Genomic DNA, 19860 nt, shown 5'->3' on the forward strand with positions numbered 1-19860 from the left:
TGAGAATCACCGGAGCGCGCTCCAGGAATGTCCGACGCATCAGGCATGGCGAGGCAGGAGCCGCGAACCGCTGTGAGCGTTGGGCTGCCGGATCTCCGGTGCAGCCGGTGCGGCCGGTCCTTCGCGTCGTCGCTCGACGTGTGGCGCTGCACCTGTGGCGGCCCACTGGATCTGACGGGGACGCCCACGCTTACCGTCGACGCGATCGCCCAACGGCCGGCAGGAGTGTGGCGGTATCGCGCGATCCTTCCCGATATCACGGAGGGACGCCTCGTCTCACTCGGAGAAGGTGGGACGCCGCTCATCGACGCGAGGCGGAGTCGGGGGCTGAAGTACAAGCTGGAATTCCTCTCCCCCACCGGTTCCTTCAAGGACCGCGGCTCGACGGTGCTGGTGAGCGTCCTCAACGCACTGGGAGCCCGCCGGGTGGTCGAAGACTCCTCGGGGAACGCCGGGGCTTCCATCGCCGCCTACTGTTCGGCCGCGGGGATCACCTGCGACATTTACATCCCGGCATCAACCTCGCCGGCGAAGGTCCGTCAGATCCGCAGTTACGGCGCGTGTCTCGTCCTCGTCGAAGGGACGCGTGCGGATGTGTCCCGGGCGGCCGAGTCGGCGTCGGAAGGCGCCGTCTACGCGAGTCACCTCTTGTCGCCCTACTTCCTCGCCGGCACGCAGACGGTCAGCCTGGAGATCTGGGAGCAGATGGGGATGCGGGTCCCCGACGCCGTGGTCGTCCCCGTCGGCGCGGGGACGCTCCTCTTCGGCGCCTATCTGGGATTCCAGGCGCTGCGCCGGGCCGGGCTGATCGATCGCCTGCCGCGCCTCATCGGCGTGCAGGCGAAACACTGTGCCCCCCTCTACCACGCATTCCGCGCCGGGCTGGAAAGCGTGGACGGTGTCGACTATCCGCTGCGCGCCAGCATGGCCGAAGGGATCCGGATCCAGCACCCGCCGCGGGATCGCCAGATCCTCCTGGCGGTGCGTGAGACGGGGGGGGCGATCGTCACGGTGACCGAGGAGGAGATCTACCGCGGCTGGTTCGACCTGGCCAACCAGGGGTTGTTCGTGGAGCCGACCGCCGCGGTCGGCGCGGCGGCGGCCGAGCGGCTGCTGCGCGAAGGGATCGTTGCCCCCGAAGAAACCACGGTGGTGGCGCTGACCGGAACGGGCCTCAAAGACGGGGGGTGCGCACCGTGAGCGCCAAAGGCCGGGCGGCGATGCCGTACGGGTGGGGCCGCGTCCCGTACACGTACGCGGACCGCCTCCCCTGGATGAACCTGCCGTTTCCGGTCGAGGAGTACCATGAGCGCCTGCAGAGGCTGGGGCGCTTGATGGCCCGGGAGGGGTTCCAGTGCCTGGTTGTCCTCGGAAACCGCGCCGACGGCACCAACATCCGCTACCTGGCGAACTTTGAAGACTTCTACGGTGGGGACAGCCTGCTGGTCGTGCCGCAGCAGGGGGCGCCCGGCTTCACCACCAACGCCGTCATGCACGGGGAGCCGATGCACTCCGGCATTCAAGACTGCTGGATCGATGACGTGCGGTGTGCGGCGGCGCCCCGCACGGTCACGGGGGGGGCGAGCCCGGCCACGGTCTTCGACCACTTGGAGGACCTCATCATCGAGCGGGGCTGCGATCGGGCCAGCCTCGGCGTCGTGGGCGAAGGGGACGGCGACCGGGTCGCCGGGTTTCTCCGCGACACCTTTCCCCAGGCCCGCGTGGCGCAGGCCGGCCCGCTGCTGCGCGAGCTGCGCGCCATCAAGAGCCCTCGTGAAGTCGAGGTGATGCGACGCGCCTGTCACTTGGCCGATGAAGCGGCGCGGGCGGTGATGGAGTCGGTGCGGCCGGGGATCACCGAGTTCGAGCTGGCCGGGGAGGCGTACCGCGCGATGTTCCGGGCCGGCGCCGAACACCCCGCGTTCGCGATCGGCCTCTGCGCCGGGGCGCGGGCGGGATTTAAGCACATGGCCCCCACCGCCTACCAGGTGCGGGAGGGGGACATGGTCTACGTCGACGTCGGGGGCCGGTACATGGGATACCACAGCGATACCTCCCGGCATCGCGTCTGCGGCACGCCCTCGGCCGAACAGCTGCGCTTCATGGAGACGCAGATCGCCATCGTCGAGGAGGTCATGGGCGCGGCACGCCCGGGCGCCGTGATCGGGGACCTGGCCGAACTGGCCCTCGCCCGCGCCCGCCGGGAAGGGTATGCCGACTACCTGTACTTTCGCGGTCACGGGGTCGGCGCCGCGACGCAGGACCTCCCCGCGTTCGCCCCCGGCAATCCGGCGCGGCTTGAGCAGAACATGGTGTTCGCCTTTGAGCCGATGCTGGTCCGGACGGGGTTCGGGACCGCGTGCTGGGAGGACGTGTGGTGGGTCACCGCCTCCGGGGTCGAGCGCCTGAACCGGTGCCCGATCCGATGGTGGTAGGCGGGGTGGTGATGCCCGAGATCGGCCCGATCGCCGCGCCGGCGTTGACCGATCTGGTCGGCGCGATGCTCACCGCGGCCGGGGTGGTCCCGGAGGAGGCGGCCCTTGTCGCCGCCCACGTCGTGGACGCCGAGGAGCGCGAAAGTCGGTCGCAGGGGTTGGTGCGGGTGCCTCCGTACGTGAAGTGGGCGCGCACCGGCGAGATCGCGTCTCCCACCCGGGTCACCGTTGTGCACGACGGCGGGGCCGCGCTCGTGCTGGATGCGCACAACGGATGGGGACACGTCGCCGCGGGGGACGCCCTGGGGCGCTGCGTGGAACGGGCGACGCAGACCGGGGTGTGCTTTGCGACGGTGCGCAACACGAACCACATCGGCCGGCTGGGGCGGTACGTCGAGACGGCGGCCGCGCGGGGAATGATCGGGCTCATCGCCTGCGCGGGCAATCCCCAATCGTCCTGGGTCGCGCCGTGGGGCGGTACCGCGCCGATCTTCGGCACGAACCCGATCGCGATCGGCTTTCCCCGCGGGGACGGCCCCCCGATCGTCGTGGACATCTCGACGACCCAAGGCGCCCGGGGGAACGTGCTGCTCGCGCAGAAAATGCGCCAGCTGCTGCCGGAGGGCTGGGCGTTCGACGCCGCAGGCGCGCCGACACGCGACCCGCATCAGGCGCTGCCTCCCCACGGCACGCTCGCCCCGCTGGGCGGGCACAAGGGATACGCGCTCGCCGTCGCGGTCGAGATCCTCTGCGGCGTGCTGGGCGGGGTGTGGCCGCCCGAGTCCTCGGCGAACTTCGTCGGCGCGATCCGGGTCGAGGCGTTCCTGCCGCGGGAGGCCTACGACCGCGGCCTCGCCGGCCTGGTGGCGGAGATCAAGGGGGTCCCGCCGCGCGCCGGGGTCGATGAGATCCGGCTCCCCGGGGAGGGCAGCGCGGCACGAAAGCAGCGGAGCACGGCGCGGGGCCTGCACGTGCCGTCCGGCCTGTGGTGCGAGCTGATCGAGCTGGCGCGGAGCCTCAACGTGGAGCATCCGCTGGCCCAGTTGGTCCCTACCGCGACCGACGGTGGCGCTAAGGAGGCGATGTGATGGCCGTTTGGGACGATGTGATTCCGCAGGAGGAGCAGGCGCTCTACGAGCGCGGGGGGTGGGGGGGACGGGTCGGCTTCGGCCGGCGTCCCGCCCTGCTCGTCGTGGATATGTACACCGCGTTTGTCGATCCCGCCTATCCGTACAGCAGTCCGGGGGCGCCCGCGACCGTCCGGGCCATTCAGACGGTGCTCGCGGCGGCCCGGACCGCCGGATGCCCGGTCTTCTTTTCAAAGGCGCGCCGGCGCACGATCCCGGCCGAGCGCGGTCGGTGGAAGGTCACGGCCAACCGGCAGCCGATCATGAGCGATCCGGCCGCCTACGAGATCGTGTCCGAGCTGCGCCCGCTGGAGTCGGAGTCCGTGCTGGTGAAATCCGCCCCGAGCGCGTTCTGGGGCACCGACCTGGCGAGCTACCTGATCTATCACCGCGTGGACACGGTGATCGTCACCGGAACCGTCACCAGCGGGTGCGTGCGCGATACGGTGCTGGATGCGTTCAACTACAGCTTCCGGGCGATCGTTCCCGAAGAGTGTGTCTGCGACCGCGGGCTGACCTCGCACAAAGTCACCCTCTTCGATATCCACATGAAGTACGGCGATGTCGTCCCCACCGCGGACGTGCTCGAATACCTGAAGGCGGTGCGCCAGGGCGAGCACGAGCGCCCAGTGGGGGCACCGAGTCACAGGTGAACCGGCGCGTGCGATCTGGTCCGTCACTTTTGGGAGGAGGGATGCGCGTGGCACGAAGGTGGATCGGTGTGATCGTGGCCGTGGTGCTGACCGCGGCGCTCATCGACATGGGGATCCCGGCAATCGGACAGCAGGCGGGGGTGTTCCGGGTGCCGTTGGGGGGAGAGCCGCCGACGATTGACCCGTATTTCGCGACCGACTTCTCCTCCGGCGACCTCACGTTCTTGATGTACACCACCCTGGTCGGGTTCGACAGCAGCGGCAAGATCGTTCCCGAGGGGGCGCGCAGCTGGGCCACCTCCCCCAACGGCCTGGTATACACGTTCCACCTCAACGAGAACGTCCGCTTCCACGGCGGCCGCAAGGTGACCGCCGCCGACTGGAAATGGTCGTTCGAGCGCATGGGCGATCCCAAGGTGGCCACCGAGGTGGCCGACGTCGTGCTGCCGGGGATCGAAGGCTTCGACGCGCAGCAGAAGGGCGCGCCCGATCTCGCCGGGATCCGGGTGATCGACCCGCTGACCCTGCAGTTCGTCCTCAACCCCAAGGCGCGCGGCGGCTTCCTCAGCCGGCTGGCCTACTACGCGGCGGTCGTGCTCGACAAGGACGTCGTCGGGCAGGGCGGCAAGGGCTGGTACGAGACCCGGGACGCCGGGTCGGGACCGTACACCATGAAGGAATGGGTGCACAACGATCACGTGACCCTGGCGAGCGACCCGAACTACTTCCTGGGCGCGCCCAAGGTCACGCGGATCGAGATGCCGGTCGTGACGCAGGCGACGACCCGGCTGTCGGAGTACCAGGCCGGTCAGCTCGATCTCGTGCCGGTCCCGCTCGGCGACTTCCAGCGGATTAAGAGCGATCCGGTCCTGGGCAAGGAACTGCTCGTCTTCCCGCGCGCCCAGATCATCTGGTTCGGGCCGAACCCGCGCGTGTACGAGCCGTTCAAGGACGTCCGCGTGCGGCGGGCCTTCGCGCTCGCGGTGGACAAGGCGAGGATCGCCAAAACCGTCTTCTTCGGCTTTTATCAGCCGGCCGCGTCCATCGTCCCCCCCGGCATCCCGGGATTCAACAGCGGGTACAAAGGGCTGGCCTACGATCCCGCGGCGGCCAAGAAGCTGTTGGCCGAGGCGGGGTTCGCCGGGAAACTGCCTCCCCTCACCATCGCCATGAACCCGATCGCGCCGGACTACCAGATGGCGGCGGAGGCGGCCGCGGCGATGCTCAAAGACAACCTGGGCGTCGACGTGCAGCTGCAGAAGACGGAGTTCGCCAGCTTTCAGCAGGGCATGAACCGCCGGACGACGTTTGCGTCGTTCATGACCGGGTGGGCCGCCGACTACCTGGACTACAGCGACTACCTGGACCTGCTGCTGTACAGCAAGTCGCCGCTCGACCGCGTGAGCTATGCGAGCCCGGAGTTCGACCGGCTCGTCGACGAAGCGAACGCCGCCCCCACCGAGAGTGCGCGGACCGTCCTCTACCACAAGGCGGAGGCGCTGGCCGTCGAAGACGGCGCGATGATCCCGATCGTGTTCACGCAGTTCGCCGTCCTCAAGAAGCCCTACGTGCGCGGGCTAGAGACCACCCCCGCGTTGTCCGGCTGGCTGCGGTTCAACTCCATCAGCATTCAGAAGTAGCCGGCCGAGGCGTGAGGGCTCACGTGCGTCGCGGGGGGGGGTGCGTCCGGGCTGCCCGGGGCACCCCCCGCCGTGCCGGCGGGGGCGGACGGCCGTGATCGGCTTCCTCACCACCCGGATCGCGCTCACGGTGCCGCTGCTGCTCGGCGCCGCCCTGCTGATCTTCCTCGCCGGCCACTACGCGCCGGGCGACCCCGTGCAGGTGCTGTTGGGGGACCACTACACCCCGGCGACCGCCGCCCAGATGCGCCACGATCTCGGCCTGGACCGGCCGCTCGCCGCGCAGTTCGCCGCGTACGTCGTCCGCGCGGCCGCCTTTGACTTCGGCGTTTCGTACGTCAACCCCGCGCGCCACGTGCGCGACATCGTGCGTCAGACGCTTCCGACCAGCGTCCGCCTCGCGGCGCTCGCCGTGCTGCTCGCCACCCTCCTCGGCGTGACGCTCGGCGTCTCCGCGGCCGTGTTTCCGCGGTCGCCGCTCGACCGCCTGATCCAGGTGGGGGTGATCGCCGGGCTGTCGGTGCCGAGTTTTGTGACCGCCGCGCTCCTGGTCCTCCTCTTCGCGCTACGCTGGCGGCTCCTCCCCGTCGCGGGGTGGGGTACCCCGCAGGCCTACGTGCTTCCCGTGGTCGTCCTCGCCATCCCGCCGCTCGCGTACATCACGCGCATCAGCCGGGTCAGCGTGCGCCAGGTGATGACCGAGGACTACGTCCGAACCGCCAGGAGCAAAGGCCTGCGGACGGGGGCCGTGCTGCTGCGGCACGTCCTCCGGAACGCCGCGATCCCGATCGTGACGACGGTGGGCATGGCGTTCGGGTACGCGATCACCGGGGCGTTCGTGGTGGAGGTGGTGTTCAACATCCCGGGCATGGCGCGCGTCGCCGTCGACGCCATCCTGCAGCGGGACTACGCCGTCATCCAGACGGCCGTCCTGGTCTACACCACGCTGTTCGTCGTGATCAACCTGGCCGTCGATCTCTCCTATGCCGCCCTCAACCCACGCGTTCGGTATTGACGTCCCGGTCGTCCCGTCCCGCGCCCCACGGCGGTCCGGCATCCTGCGGGCGCTCAGCCGCGACTGGCCCGCGGGGTGCGCCGCGGCGTTTCTGCTGCTGCTCGTCCTGGCGACGGTGGGAGGCGCGCGCCTGACGGGGTACGCGTACGATCACCAGGACCTGGACCACACGTTCAGCGGGCCGGGGGCCGGACGGTGGGTGCTGGGGACCGATCAGTACGGGCGGGATCTGCTGACGCGCATCCTCTACGGGGGCCGGGTCTCGCTCGCCGTCGGGTGTGCCGCCGTCGCCGCCGAGTCCGTGCTCGGCGTCACCTGGGGCACCGTGGCGGGTTTCTACGGCGGGCGCCTCGACGCCGCGATGATGCGGATCGTCGACCTGCTGATCGCCTTTCCTTCCCTGCTGCTGGCCGTCCTCGTCACCGGCATCTTCGGTCCGAGTCTCGTCAACATCGTGCTGGCGCTGACCATGACGGCGTGGCCGGGGATGGCGCGGACGATTCGAAGCGAGGTCGTCGCGCTGCGGGAACGTGATTACATCGAGGCCGCCCGGGCGCTCGGTGCGCCGCCGGCGCGGATGCTGGTCAGGCATCTGGTGCCCAACGTGGTGCATCTGCTGGCGGCCCGCGCCACGCTGGACGTCAGCGCGATCGTCCTCACCGAGGCGACGCTGAGCTTCATCGGGATCGGGGTGCAGCCGCCCCGGCCGAGCTGGGGGCTGATGATCAGCGAGAGCTTCCAGTCGCTGCAGAGTCATCCGTACCTGGTCGTCGTCCCCGCCGCCGTGCTGTCGGTGACCGTGCTGTCGTTCAACCTGCTCGGCGAGGCGATCGCCGAGTGGGCGGATCCCAAACTGCGCCGCCGCACCGCCTGACCGGGGCGGGGGAGACACGCCATTCCGCGGGGGAGATCGATGGCGAAACGTCGGACGTCGGGCGCACTCGACGCGTTCGTGCAGGACATCCACTACGTGCGGGCGGCCGCGGAGGTCCGGCGGCGCGCGCGCAAGCGGGTGATCCACCCACGAAGCCTGCGCTGGGAGGACAACCTGCACGGCCGGAGCGCGTACATCGTGGACTCGGTCACCGGGTTTGCGTCGCGGAACCTGGCCATGTTCATCCGGGAGATCCCACCGGGTGCGGCCACGGGCACCCACCATCACAACTTCGAGGCCGTCGCGTACGTCCTCGACGGGCGCGGGCACGACGTGCACGACGGCCGGACGGTGGCGTGGCGCACGGGGGATGGGTTGTACGTGCCGCCGTTCGTGGAGCACCGGCACGTCAACGACGATCCGAAGCGGCCGGCGCGGCTGCTGTTCGTGGCGAACTGGCCGCTGCTCAACCATTTGGGGATCACGAGCTTCGTCCAGCGGACGGCGGCGCCGAAGGCGGCCGGGAAGCGCCGGGCGCGGCGCCGGCGCGCCCGGGCGGCGAGGGCGTAAGATGGCGTCCGGGGTCCGCTGGGGGCTGAGCCTGCCGAATCGTGGCGTGGTGCTGGACGCCGGAAGCCCAGCCGACCTCCTGGCGATGGCGGAGATCGCCGATCGGTCCGCGGTGTTCGACGCCGTCTTTACGGGGGACAGCCTCGTGGCGAAACCCCGGCTGGATGCGATCGTCCTCCTCGCCGCGGCCGCCGGGCGAACCCGGCGGGTGCTGCTGGGCACGTCCTGCCTCGCCAGTTTCATCTTCCGCCACCCCATCGTCCTGGCCAACCAATGGGCGGCGCTCGATCAGATCAGCGGGGGCCGGGCCTACCTCGTCGCGTGCATGGGGGGCGGCCCCAACACCAAGTCCGGGCATCGCTCGCCGAGCGGGGCGAAGTGGGACGTGGAGTTCGCGGCGATGCAGGTGACGGTGGAGGAGCGGGCGGGGCGGCTGGTGGAGGGGATGGAGATCCTCCGGCGGCTGTGGACCGGGGAGCCGGTCACCCACGAGGGACGGCACTACCGGTTTCGCGATGTGGCCCTCAACGTGACGCCGGTCCAGCGCCCGTGTCCCATCGCCGTCGCCAGCAACCCGCAGCCGCCGTACGCCGACGAGGCGATCATCACGCGCGCGCTCAGGCGGGTGGCGCGGTGCGCGGACGGGTGGCAGGTCGAGATGAGCACCCCCGAGGAGTTCGGGGCGCGCTGGAGTCGCATCCGGGGGTACGCGCAGGACATGGGACGATCCCCCGGTCCCACCACCTCGATGATCCACTTCTACGTCAACGTGAACCCCCGGCCGGCGGCCGCGTTCGAGGAGGCGCGCCGCTTCTACGAGCACTACCACGGCGGCCGGTTCCCCGATGAGTACCTGCATTGGCGCCTGGTCACCGGCACGGTCGATGAGGTCACCGAGCGGATCGGCCGGTTCGTCGATGCGGGGTGCACCCTGCCGATCATCCGCTTCGCCACCTACGAGCCGATGCGCCAGCTCGAGGCCGCGCTCACCCGACTGATGCCCGCCCTCCGGGACCATGCCGATCACACTCGCGCTTGAGGAGTACGATCGGACCCGCGGTCTGATTGACGGCCGCGTCGCGGTGCCCGATGTCCGTCCCATCGTCATCGGGTCGGGGCCCCGCCACGAGCGGATGCTGCTCGAGCGCGCCTACGACGCCGCGGAACTGTCGATGGCCTCCTACATTATGGCCCGCTCGCAGGGCGCCTCGCTCACGGCGATCCCCGTCTTCCCGCGGCGATTGTTCAGCCCTTCCTGCGTCTACGTACGCCGGGGGATCACCGCTCCGGCGCAGCTGGTCGGGGGGCGGGTGGGAGTCTACAGCCTCCAGTTCACGATGTCGGTGCAGGCCCGAGGGGACCTGCACCATCACTTCGGCCTGCCGATGGGCAGCGTCACCTGGGTGCGCGCCGGGCGCGAGATCATGCCGCACGGTTCGCCCCTTCGGGTGGAGGACCGGCCGGGCGCCGACTTGTGGGACTCGCTGGCCGCGGGGGGGATGGACGCGGTGATCTCGCCCGACGTCCCGCAGGCGTTCGAGGGGGGCCGCGTGGCGCGCCTCTTTCCCGCGTTCGCCCCCGTGGAGCGCGATCTGTGGGCGCGCACCGGCGTCTACCCCATCATGCACACGGTGGCGATCCAGGCCGACGCGGTCGCGGCGCGGCCGTCGCTGCCGGAGGAGTTGTTCGAGGCGTTTGTGCGGGCGAAGGCGCTCGGCGCCCAGCACTTCCGCCAACCCCACGCGACGAGCCTGGTCTGGGGGCGCGCCGCCCTCGAAGAACAGGAGGCGCTGCTCGGCGATCCCTTCCCCTACGACCTCGACGCGGCGAACCGCCGGGCCCTCGAGCAGCTGATGCGGTATCAGGTCGAGCAGGGGTTTTTGGAGCACACGCTCGCCCTCGACGAGCTGTTCACCCCGGTTCCGGCGCGGGGGGGGTCCTGAGCATGCGGCGGCGGGCGCTTCAGGATTTCGAGCATCACCGCAGCGCGCCGCCGATCGTCTGACGGCGGGGTTGGCCGTCGAACGGCGTGCTTCGGGGAGGGTCCGATGTCTTCGACGCACACGTCGGCAACGGAGGGATCACGATGCCCCGCCTGGCGTATGATCTAGAGGCCCGGAAGCCCTACCTCGTCCCAGCGTTCAGCGATGCGGAATACGATCGCCGGGTCGCGGTGCTCTGCGCGGGGATGCAGCGCGAAGGGCTGGATGCACTCTGCGTCTACGCGAGCGCGGCCGCCCCTTCTGCGGTCACCTATCTCACGAATTACGTCCCGGCCTTCGGCAATGCGTTCGTCGTCCTACGGGCCGATGGACGGATGACGGTGGCGACCGATTCCGTGCTCCACGGGGAGCCGATGCATTCGATGATCTGGACGTGCCGGGTCCCCGACGTCCGCGTTGCCCTGGGCCCGGTTTACGGAGGCTCGGTCGACGAGGTGGCCGCCCTCGCGGCCGACGCCGCCCGCGATGCGCGCCACGTCGGTCTGGTGGGAAGCGCCCACCTGCCGTACCCGCTATACGCGGCGCTCGCCTCCCGGCTGCCGAGGCTGCGGCCGGCGGATCCGCTGCTGGCGTCCGTGCGCTTGGCGAAGAGCGACGAGGAGATCGCGAAAATGCGGCAGGCGGGGAGCATCGCCGATCTCGGGATGGCCGCAATCTTCGAGACGCTGCGGGCGGGGGTGGAGGAGACCGCGGTGGCGGCGGCTGGGGTCCAGCGCCTCCACGCGCAGGGCGCCCGCGAGGCGTTTGCCACGTGCGTCGTGGGCGGGGTCGCGGCGGGACTGAAGCACGGGAGGCCCCGGCGGAGGGCGCTCATCGACGGCGAGATGGTGTTCGTCGATCTGGGGGCCGCCTGCGACGGCTACATGTCGGACACCAGCCGGTGCACGGTGGTGGGACCCGCGACCGGCACGGCGCGGGACGTCCTGCAGATCGGCCTCGAGCTCTACCACGCGGGGCTCCAGGTGATGCGGCCGGGCCGGACGATCGATGACGTCTCTCAGGCGCTGCTCAAGGTCGTTCGGGGAACGCCCTACGAACGGTACTACTGCGCGGGCGGATTCGGCCACGGCATCGGGATGTCCGTGATCGAGGTGCCCGGGCTCCTTGCCGGCAATACCGCCGAACTTCGTCCGCGGATGACCGTGGCGTACGAACCGATGGTCGTCGTCGACGGCTTGGGCACCGCGGTGGTCGAGGATACGCTCGTGATCACCGGCACGGGGTTCGAGCGGCTGACCAGTTCCCCGGTCCTGACCTGGTCTTAGGCGCGGCGGCAGATGAAGATGGCGTTGGTCGAGTGAGTGCATCTCGGGTGAGGCCCCGGCGGAGCCCGTGGAGGTGGCGGGGCGGGTGTGATGGCGACGCATCGAACCCGGAAGGAGCCGAACGGGTGGGAGGGGGGCCGTCGAGACCACCACCGCGGTCGAGGGGTTTCGCGCATCGAACCAGCGATCGCGATGCGGCCGACAGCCGGCGATGCAGCAGGAGGGGAGGCTCTTCGGATTTTCCCCGCCGATCGATGTGGAGGAAGGGATGGTCGTCGACGTTGAGGTACCCTACTAGGCGATTGGATTCGGAGGCATGCCGCTCGAGGACGGTGTGGCACGATGCCAGCGTGGACCGGGTGTGTTCAGGCAGATCAAGCGCTTGAGGAGAGGAGGCAACCGATGCGCGACTCAGTGGGCGAGAAACTGTCACGGCGGGAGTTGTTGCGGAAGACCGCGAGGACGGGGACGGCACTCGGCCTGGCGTCGTTGGGAGGGGGTATCCTGTCCGCGGCGTCCCCGGCCGTCGCACAGACACCGGTGGCAGGCGGGCGAAAGGTTCAATTGACTGAGTTCATCTGGATCGGCGGCGGACAGGGGGTCGTTCCGCGAGAGGTCAAGACCTCCTACGAAAAAGCCCATGCGAATGTGAGCATCGAACTGTACGAGGGCACCAATGCCATTACCTACCCGAAAATCATCGCCCAGCGGCAGGTCGATCCGAACAAGCCCCTGATCAACTTTGGGTTTTTCAACGTGGATGCGCAGACCAAAGGGGAACGAGATGGTGTGTGGCTCGGCCTCGATCCCAAGAAGATCCCCAACATCGCGGGCGTCTACCCCAACTATCGCCGGAAGGCGGACACGGGGGTTGGGTGGGGCCTCAGCGGGGTCGGGATTCTCTACAACAAGACGCTGGTCAAAGAACCACCCACGAGCTGGAATGACATCTTTGCTCCTCGATTCAAGGGGAAGGTCATGCTCTTCGACTACGCCTGGGGCTTCAACGGGCTGCTCGGTGTGGCGCATGCGAACGGCGGCGACGCCAAGCGCATCGACGACACATTCGAAAAATTCAGCAAAGCGGCCCGAGATGGCCAGTTCCTGGCCATGTTTACGACCAACGAACAGGTCAAGGATGCGTTGGCGCGTGGGGAAGCCCTGATCGCCCCGTACTTCACGAGTTTCGCCATCACCTGGAACGAAGAAGCCCCGGGCGGCAACGGGCCGTTCGCCTATACCGTTCCGAAAGAGGGGATGATCGCGTTCACCTATTACTTCAACATCATCAAAGGGTCCACTCCGGATCAAGTGGACGCGGCTTCTGAAGTGATCAACACGTACCTGTCCAAACCGGTCATCGGGCGCTACTGCAACCTCACCGCCACGGTGCCGGCGGTCACCGGTGTTACCCTCGAGTCGAAACTTCAGCACGAAGCCGTGTTCCAGCCGAGCGCGATCGAGCACGCGATCCAGCCGGATTGGGCCACGGTGAATGAACAAAACAACGCGTGGAAGCAGCGTTGGGACCGCGAGGTCAAGGCCAAGATGTGAGACGATGCCCGACGGGATAGTCGGGGCCGCCATGGGGGCACGGGAGAGCGAGGAGCCGTCGCTCGGTCACGCCGTTGAGCTGCGGCACATCAGCAAGCGCTACGGCAGAGTCGAGGCGGTCCGAGATGTTTCTCTCGACATCCGGGAGAACGAGTTCTTCTCGCTCCTCGGCCCCAGCGGGTGCGGCAAAACCACAATCCTGCGGATGATCAGTGGGTTCGAGAGACCCACCGCGGGGGAGATCTTTTTAAAGCAGCGCCGGGCGAACGATATTCCCCCCTATCGCCGGGACACGAACCTCATTTTTCAACACTTGGCGTTGTTTCCTCACCTGGACGTCTACGACAACATCGCGTTCGGCCTGCGGCTGAAAAGGCTTGACCGAGGACCGATCCGGCAGAAAGTGCACCGGATCCTCGACCTCGTCGACCTGGGAGGCTTCGGGACACGCCGGGTCCACCAGCTCAGCGGCGGCCAGAAGCAGCGCGTGGCGATTGCCCGCGCCCTCGTCAACGAACCTGCGGTGCTCCTGCTTGACGAACCGCTTGGCGCGCTGGACCTCCGCCTTCGAGTGCAGATGCAGGTCGAGCTCAAGGAGATCCAGCACCGCGTGGGCACGACCTTCATTTATGTGACCCACGATCAGACCGAGGCCCTGACCATGTCCGATCGGATCGCCGTGATGCATGACGGAACCGTCGAGCAGGTCGGGACGGGCCGGGAGGTCTACGAACTGCCCCGGACGCGGTTCGTCGCCACGTTCCTCGGCGAGAGCAACCTCTTTGAGGGACAGGTGGAGGAGCGGGCTCAGGATCACACCACGGTCTCCGCGTCCGGGCAAGCCTTCGTGGCTCCCCCGAACACCGCCGCCGCGCCTGGAACAACCGTATATGTTTGTGTTCGTCCGGAGCGGGTGCGCGTCGTCGCCGCCGCCGAGTCCCAGTCTGACCTCGACGCGTGCGAGAACAGGTATCCGGCAAGGGTGCGAGATATCACCTTCAAAGGCGCGTTCATCGAATATCGGCTGCTGACCCCCTTCGACCAACCCATGATGGTCCAGGTGCACTCCGACGGGCGCCGGCTCATGGAACGGGGCGAATCGATCATCGTCGCCTGGCGCCGGCATGATTGTGTGGTGCTGACGGCGTGAACCTCCGGGCCGTTTCAGAGCGGCCGGGAGAGCGTCCCCGGCGGCGCTGGGGGGAGGCGCTTGTGGTGCCCGGGCTGATCGGCCCGGCGGTCGTCTTTATTCTGGCGCTCCTGGTTACCGCCCTGCTGATCCTCCTGGTCAACAGCGCGTTTCACTTTACGGGGACCCAGGTTCAACCCATTCTCACCTTTGAGGCCTATCGCCGGTTCTTCGGGGATCCGTTCTACGCGAATGTCGTCTGGCAGGAGATTCGGCTTGCGGTCATCACCACGGCCATCTGCCTGGTGATCGGGTATCCGACGGCATACGCCATCACCAAGATCCGCAACCCGGGGTGGGTCATCGTCGCCTACATCCTCATCTTCTCGCCGCTCTTGACCAGCGGCATCGTCCGCGCGTATGGCTGGCTGATTATTCTCTCCCGTGGTGGCCTCGTGAACTGGGCGCTCCAGAGCCTGCATCTCGCGACAGCCCCGGTTCGGTTGATTTTCAACGTTACCGGGGTGACCATCGCGCTCGTGCACGTTCTCCTGCCGTTCACCGTGTTCCCGATCCTCAGCGTCTTGCTGCGGATGGATCCGGCCCTGCGGGAGGCAGCGGCGGACCTGGGCGCCAACCGTGTCCGGACCTTTCTCCGAATCACGTGGCCGCTCTCGTTTCCTGGGCTGTACGCGGGGGCCCAGTTGACGTTTGTCCTGGCGATGAATGCGTATGTCACCCCCCAGCTCTTGGGCGGGGGCCGTGTCCAGGTGCTTCCTCTCCTTATTTATGAGAACATCTCGGATCTGAACTGGCCGCTGGCCGCGGTGGAGGCGATTGCCCTCATCGGGCTCGTCTGGATGATTATCCTGGCCTCAAACCTCCTCTTTCGACAATCTGTCGCGATCGCCGAAGGACGGAGCTGATGTCCGACCGCCGCGACGCCCTAACGGTGGGGCTCTGGTGCTTCCTGGGCATGGTGGGCGTGTACATGCTCGCTCCACTCGCCCTGGTGATCATCGACTCCGTCAACCCCTCGACGTATGGGATGTTCCCCTTTACGGGGGTCACCCTGCATTGGTACGTGAATGCGCTGTTCCAGGTACCCGAGTTCAGGAGCGGGCTCAGCAATTCGCTGGTGGTGGCGTTCGGCGCCGTCGTCTTATCCGTGATCCTGGGGACGTTGGCCGCGTACGGGCTCGTGCGGTACCGATTCACTACCCGGGAGCTCACCCAGTCCTTCCTGCTGCTCCCGCTGATCGTGCCGGCGATCGTGTTCGGGGCGGCGTTGTTCCTCTTGTACATTCGGATCGGGCTCTACGGGACGCTCTCCGGCTTGATCCTGGGGCACGCGCTTTTGGGACTGCCGTTTGTCGTCTCGATCGTCGCCGCCAGCCTTCAGACGTCGGGGCGGGACTACGAAGAAGCCGCGATGGATCTCGGCGCCAACCCAGTGCTCACCTTCTTCAAGGTGACGATTCCATCCATCCGCCCGGGCCTCATCGTCAGCGCGTTATTCGCCTTTGTGACGTCCTTTGATCAGGTCGAGGTCTCCCTGTTTCTCACCCGCCCGCGGAATAACACCCTGCCGATCGCCATGTTCAACTACGAGCAAAACTACCAGGACCCAACATTGGCGGCGATCTCTGCCGTGCTGATTGGGTTCACGGTGGTGCTCGTGCTCATCGCGGTCTCACTCCTCAAGACCCAAGATTATCGGAAGCTGATTCAGAGACGGTAACGGCAAGGAGACATCGCTCCATCGGGAGGCGCAGATCATGGCCGAGTCTTTCGAGATCGGGACCGCCAACGTGCCGCGGGGGACAATGGGAAGGGGGTACATCGAGAGTGCCTACCTGCGCGATGGTTCGCGGGTTCGCATTCCCTTGATGGTCGTCCACGGCGCCGAGCCGGGGCCGGTCCTTTGGGTGGGCTCGACGGTGCACGGCGATGAGATTCCAGGGTGTGAGGTCATCCGGCGCCTCGTCCGGGAGCGATTGGATCCCAAAAAACTGCGGGGGACGGTCGTGGCGGCACCGGTGCAGCATCCCGTCGCCTACATGACCTCGTCTCGGTTCACCTTCCACGACGGCGTCAACATCAACCGGGTGTTCCCCGGCAATCCCAGCGGGACGCTGACGGAACGAATTGCCCACGATCTCTTCGCCAACGGGGTGGCCGCTGCGGATGTGGTGCTGGACATCCACTCCAACGCGATCGGCGCGGTGAGTTTCAATATTGTCCGCACCGGTGGCTCGGGAGCGGCCTGGGACGCGCAATGGGACCTCGCCGAGGCATTTGGCATCACCATCGCCGTTGGGCAGATCGGCCAGACCGGTCTCAGCGGGATGTTGCAGGATGCCGCGCTGGCCGCCGGGAAGCCCGCGCTGACGATCGAACTGTCCGGCGGCTACGTGTGGGAGGAGCCTTCGGTTCGCGCCGGGGTGACCGGGGTCTTGAATGTCATGAGGTTCGTCAAGATGATCGACGGCCCGAGAGAGCCTCAGACCGAGGTGCAGGTGATTCCCGGGCGGCTGACCAATCGCCACTACCTCACCTGCCAGCGGGGAGGCCTCGTCCGCCCGCTCAAGCCGCTGGGCGCCGCGGTCAAGCGCCACGACTCGGTGGCCGTGCTGTACGACGTTTTTGGTGATGAGGTGGAAGCGATCCTGAGTCCGATTGATGGATGGGTGGTGACCTATCCGGTCACAGGGAACCGCACGGCGGTGAGCGGCGACAGCATCGCGTTTGTCTTCGGGACCTGAGCTCCTGCGCCGGGTCCCACCGGACCGGACTCCTCTCGTTTTCTCCGGGCGCCGATGGACCAAGGCGCCCGGCACGCGCTCGGCCGGCGCGGGTCATGTCATTTCCGGCAGCTCGTCCGCGGCCATGATGTCGGTCCATACCTCGGGGCCACGCTCCGTGAGCAGCAGCATATCTTCCAAATGGATCGCGCCGAGTCCCGGGACCCGGTCCATCACCTCGACGCACAGGACCATGCCGGGCAGCAGCGGAGCAGTGACCCCGGGTGTCAGCACCGGATCCTCCACGACACCGTAGCCGGTGCTGTGCCCGACGTAGCGGTAGGCGAAGGAGAGCCCGTGCGACTTCACGAGTTCCCGGAACCGCTCGTACACCTTTTCGGCGATCATGCCCGGGCGCAGGGATGCGATCACCTCTTTTTGGACCGTGCGCACCTTTCGATAGAGCTGCCGCTGCTCGGGTGTCGCTTCGCCGATCACCACCGTCCGCGCCATGTCGGTGTACACGCCGGAAAAGAACCCGACCATGTCCACCCTTAACAAATCACCCGGCCCGATCATGCGGTCGGTAGGGTGCGCATGCACTTCCAGCGTGCGCTCCGGTCCTGATGCAAGCGAGAGAAACGGGATGAGCCCCTCGCCAAGGGTCAACAGGGCATCCTGCATGCGCCCGTACACGCTCCGCTCGGTGACGTTTCCCCCTGCCGCGAGCGAAAACGCAATCTGAATGGCTCGTTCGGCCGCCCGGCTGTACCGGCGGTGCTGTCGGCTTTCAGCGGGAAGCCGAACCTGCCGGCTCGACTGGAAGAGGTCTCCGGCATCCTCAACGCCCGCTTCGGGCAGCAGCGACGTGAGTTGTTGGGCATCGGCCGCGGGCAGAAAATCCAGCTCCACGAGCAGTGTGCCCTGATGGATGTCCCGGCGTTTCAGCAGACCGGCCAGAGCCTCCACAGGCCCGGTCACGTAGGTGACGACCTCGGGAATGCCGCCTTTGGATCTCGCCGTCTCTTCCAGGACGGCCTGGACGAGCAGCACAGGGTTTCCGGTGGCCGGGATGACGACGAAGGCGAACCGCCGCCGGATCATCACCTGGCTGGCGAAGTGCACTCCGGCCAAGTGCCGAACACTCTCCGGCGATGCCGCCACGGCGGCCAGCGCCTGCCTTCGCCGCACTTCTCCCTGGACCTGCTGCCACGTGCTCACCATCGCCATCCCTCCCTGTATTGGTTCTCGATCAACCCTCGATTCCCGACGCGCGCGTCTGCCGATTCATGCGCTCAAACAGCTCTCGGACCAACAACGGCCGGCGCCTGGGCGCGGGCCTGCCGGATTCTCCGGGATTTCATGGACTCCGGGCTCTCGTGACAGGTACGTTTGGCAAACGGTCAATCGCGAGGTCGTGCCTGCACGTCTTCCATTTCCATGGCTCAGGGTGCGTTGCCCGCGGTGCGCTGATGCCGTGCCTCAGTTCCGGGGACGACGTGCCTCCTTTCGAGGTGGTCTATCATTTCGCCCAGATCTGTGCGCAGCCCTCGTCTCAGCGTCAAGCCCGTGGGGTTGCATCCGCGTGTCCCTGGAACCGCGGCATGACTTCCTTTGCCAAAAGCTCCATCGACCGCCGCCAAAGCATCGGTTGATCCCAATCGTGCCCGGTGATCAGCAGTGTGCCGAAGTGGCCGATGTCATCGCGGAGCGCAACCAATTGATCGAGCACGCGGTCGGGGGTCCCCGCCATGACTTGAGCGTGTTTGATCACATCGACTGTCGCTTCTTCGTCCGGCATATCGGGAGTCGGCTTGATCATGAACAGCGCCTTGCGTACGGTACTGAGAGTGTACTTGAAGAAGCTGTAGTAGTATGACAGTGCGTTGGTTGAGTCGGCAAGATAGTCCTCAGCCTGCGCGTTCGTCTCGGTGACGAGGACGCACCGAGCCACCCGCCAGACACTCGGATCGGGGCGCCGTCCCGCCTGCTCGCAGCCCTCTGCGTATCGCTCCCAATGGCCTCGAAGATACCGCTGATTGAAAAAGTTGCCGGAGATCGGGATCCACCCGCGCTCCCCGGCGATTTTGGCGCTGGGGGAGTTGGGCGTCACGAGCGACAGCGCGATCGGCGGGTGTGGAACTTGGTACGGCCGCGGGCCCCATCCAACTTTGTATTCCGGCCAGATGTTGTCCTTGAGCGAGAGATGCCAGAACCGCCCGGGGATTTCATAGGGGGGATCCTGGGTCCACAACTTCTGCACCATGTCGATCGATTCGAGCAACATCTGGGAGCGCGCTTCGGCCTGAGGGAGGTCAAACACTTCCATGTCGCTCCCCAAGCCCCCCGAACCGATGCCCATGATGAAACGCCCGCGGCAAAGGTGATCGAACATGGCGGTCTGTGCGGCGGCGACGAGGGGATGTGTCTGCGGAAGATTGATGACACCCGTGCCGAAGCAAATTTTCTGCGTGCGGTCGATCAAGGTCGACAGGAACATCAGAGGCGAGCTGATCCGCTCGCTCCACGAGGTGAAATGCTCGCCGACGAAGACCTCCGCGAAATCAAGTGTGTCGGCCCAGATTATGGCCTCGCGATCTTCCTCAAGAATGGTGCCATAATCTCGACTCGGGTGATGGAATGGCATCGTGAACATACCGAGCTTGACGCTCACGGTGACCTCCTCGGGTGCTCATCACGGAAGTCTCGCCGACCGCGGGCCTGCGCTCTCAGTATAGCCAGAACGCATCCGCCCTGCCTGTCCGGGGGCGGATGTGCTTTCGCGAGAACCTGCCGATCTCAACGTGTTCCGCCGGGACGGAGGACACCTGCCGGGGAAGAGCGGGGCATC

18 protein-coding genes are annotated in these 19860 nt (G+C 67.3%); 16 read left to right on the top strand and 2 right to left on the bottom strand.

Features of this window, described 5'->3' with window-relative positions; translation table 11 throughout:
- Positions 1-72 precede the first annotated feature (72 nt).
- The 16 genes from VKV57_02045 to VKV57_02120 all read left to right on the top strand — a co-directional run bounded on the left by VKV57_02045 (position 73) and on the right by VKV57_02120 (position 17030).
- Positions 73-1200 (top strand): threonine synthase, encoded by a 1128-nt coding sequence (locus VKV57_02045; GenBank protein HLW58686.1) that lies wholly within the window; start codon positions 73-75, stop codon positions 1198-1200.
- Positions 1197-2435: a Xaa-Pro peptidase family protein gene (locus VKV57_02050; protein HLW58687.1), complete on the top strand. Its 1239-nt coding sequence runs from the start codon at positions 1197-1199 to the stop codon at positions 2433-2435. The genes VKV57_02045 and VKV57_02050 overlap by 4 nt, the downstream gene beginning before the upstream one ends.
- A gap of 11 nt (positions 2436-2446) precedes the next feature.
- Positions 2447-3523, top strand: a complete 1077-nt coding sequence (locus VKV57_02055) for an Ldh family oxidoreductase (protein HLW58688.1) — start codon at positions 2447-2449, stop codon at positions 3521-3523.
- Positions 3523-4215, top strand: coding sequence for an isochorismatase family protein (locus tag VKV57_02060; GenBank protein ID HLW58689.1), 693 nt, complete (start codon positions 3523-3525; stop codon positions 4213-4215). Before VKV57_02055 ends, VKV57_02060 begins: the two co-directional genes overlap by 1 nt.
- 47 nt (positions 4216-4262) lie before the next feature.
- Positions 4263-5855, top strand: a complete 1593-nt coding sequence (locus VKV57_02065) for a peptide ABC transporter substrate-binding protein (protein ID HLW58690.1) — start codon at positions 4263-4265, stop codon at positions 5853-5855.
- Between the two features lie 94 nt (positions 5856-5949).
- Positions 5950-6870 (top strand): ABC transporter permease, encoded by a 921-nt coding sequence (locus VKV57_02070; protein HLW58691.1) that lies wholly within the window; start codon positions 5950-5952, stop codon positions 6868-6870.
- Entirely contained in the window at positions 6839-7744 is a 906-nt protein-coding gene (locus tag VKV57_02075) for an ABC transporter permease (GenBank protein HLW58692.1), read from the top strand. The genes VKV57_02070 and VKV57_02075 overlap by 32 nt, the downstream gene beginning before the upstream one ends.
- A gap of 39 nt (positions 7745-7783) precedes the next feature.
- A complete protein-coding gene (locus VKV57_02080; protein ID HLW58693.1) occupies positions 7784-8314 on the top strand; it encodes a cupin domain-containing protein in 531 nt (176 codons plus the stop codon).
- A 1-nt stretch (position 8315) separates the two neighbouring features.
- The gene (locus VKV57_02085; GenBank protein HLW58694.1) at positions 8316-9353 is read left to right on the top strand and encodes an LLM class flavin-dependent oxidoreductase; all 1038 of its coding nucleotides are present in this window, start codon (positions 8316-8318) and stop codon (positions 9351-9353) included.
- Positions 9331-10257 carry a hypothetical protein gene (locus tag VKV57_02090; GenBank protein ID HLW58695.1) on the top strand — a complete coding sequence of 309 codons (927 nt, stop codon included), beginning with the start codon at positions 9331-9333 and terminating at the stop codon, positions 10255-10257. Before VKV57_02085 ends, VKV57_02090 begins: the two co-directional genes overlap by 23 nt.
- A gap of 143 nt (positions 10258-10400) precedes the next feature.
- Positions 10401-11582 carry a Xaa-Pro peptidase family protein gene (locus VKV57_02095; GenBank protein HLW58696.1) on the top strand — a complete coding sequence of 394 codons (1182 nt, stop codon included), beginning with the start codon at positions 10401-10403 and terminating at the stop codon, positions 11580-11582.
- 402 nt (positions 11583-11984) lie between these two features.
- Positions 11985-13136: an extracellular solute-binding protein gene (locus VKV57_02100; GenBank protein ID HLW58697.1), complete on the top strand. Its 1152-nt coding sequence runs from the start codon at positions 11985-11987 to the stop codon at positions 13134-13136.
- Between the two features lie 4 nt (positions 13137-13140).
- Positions 13141-14286, top strand: a complete 1146-nt coding sequence (locus VKV57_02105; GenBank protein ID HLW58698.1) for an ABC transporter ATP-binding protein — start codon at positions 13141-13143, stop codon at positions 14284-14286.
- Positions 14283-15191 carry an ABC transporter permease gene (locus VKV57_02110; GenBank protein HLW58699.1) on the top strand — a complete coding sequence of 303 codons (909 nt, stop codon included), beginning with the start codon at positions 14283-14285 and terminating at the stop codon, positions 15189-15191. The genes VKV57_02105 and VKV57_02110 overlap by 4 nt, the downstream gene beginning before the upstream one ends.
- Complete coding sequence (locus VKV57_02115; protein HLW58700.1) at positions 15191-16006, top strand: ABC transporter permease; 816 nt, start codon at positions 15191-15193, stop codon at positions 16004-16006. Before VKV57_02110 ends, VKV57_02115 begins: the two co-directional genes overlap by 1 nt.
- A 37-nt stretch (positions 16007-16043) precedes the next feature.
- Positions 16044-17030: a succinylglutamate desuccinylase/aspartoacylase family protein gene (locus tag VKV57_02120; GenBank protein HLW58701.1), complete on the top strand. Its 987-nt coding sequence runs from the start codon at positions 16044-16046 to the stop codon at positions 17028-17030.
- 93 nt (positions 17031-17123) lie between these two features.
- On the opposite strand, the gene VKV57_02125 is transcribed toward VKV57_02120, so the two are convergent.
- Positions 17124-18233, bottom strand: a complete 1110-nt coding sequence (locus VKV57_02125) for a Xaa-Pro peptidase family protein (protein HLW58702.1) — start codon at positions 18231-18233, stop codon at positions 17124-17126.
- A 337-nt stretch (positions 18234-18570) separates the two neighbouring features.
- On the bottom strand, positions 18571-19683 hold the full coding sequence (locus VKV57_02130; GenBank protein ID HLW58703.1) for an LLM class flavin-dependent oxidoreductase: 1113 nt from the start codon (positions 19681-19683) through the stop codon (positions 18571-18573).
- Positions 19684-19860 lie beyond the last annotated feature (177 nt).

It is taken from the genome of bacterium, from assembly GCA_035307765.1.
Classification (GTDB): domain Bacteria; phylum Sysuimicrobiota; class Sysuimicrobiia; order Sysuimicrobiales; family Segetimicrobiaceae; genus Segetimicrobium.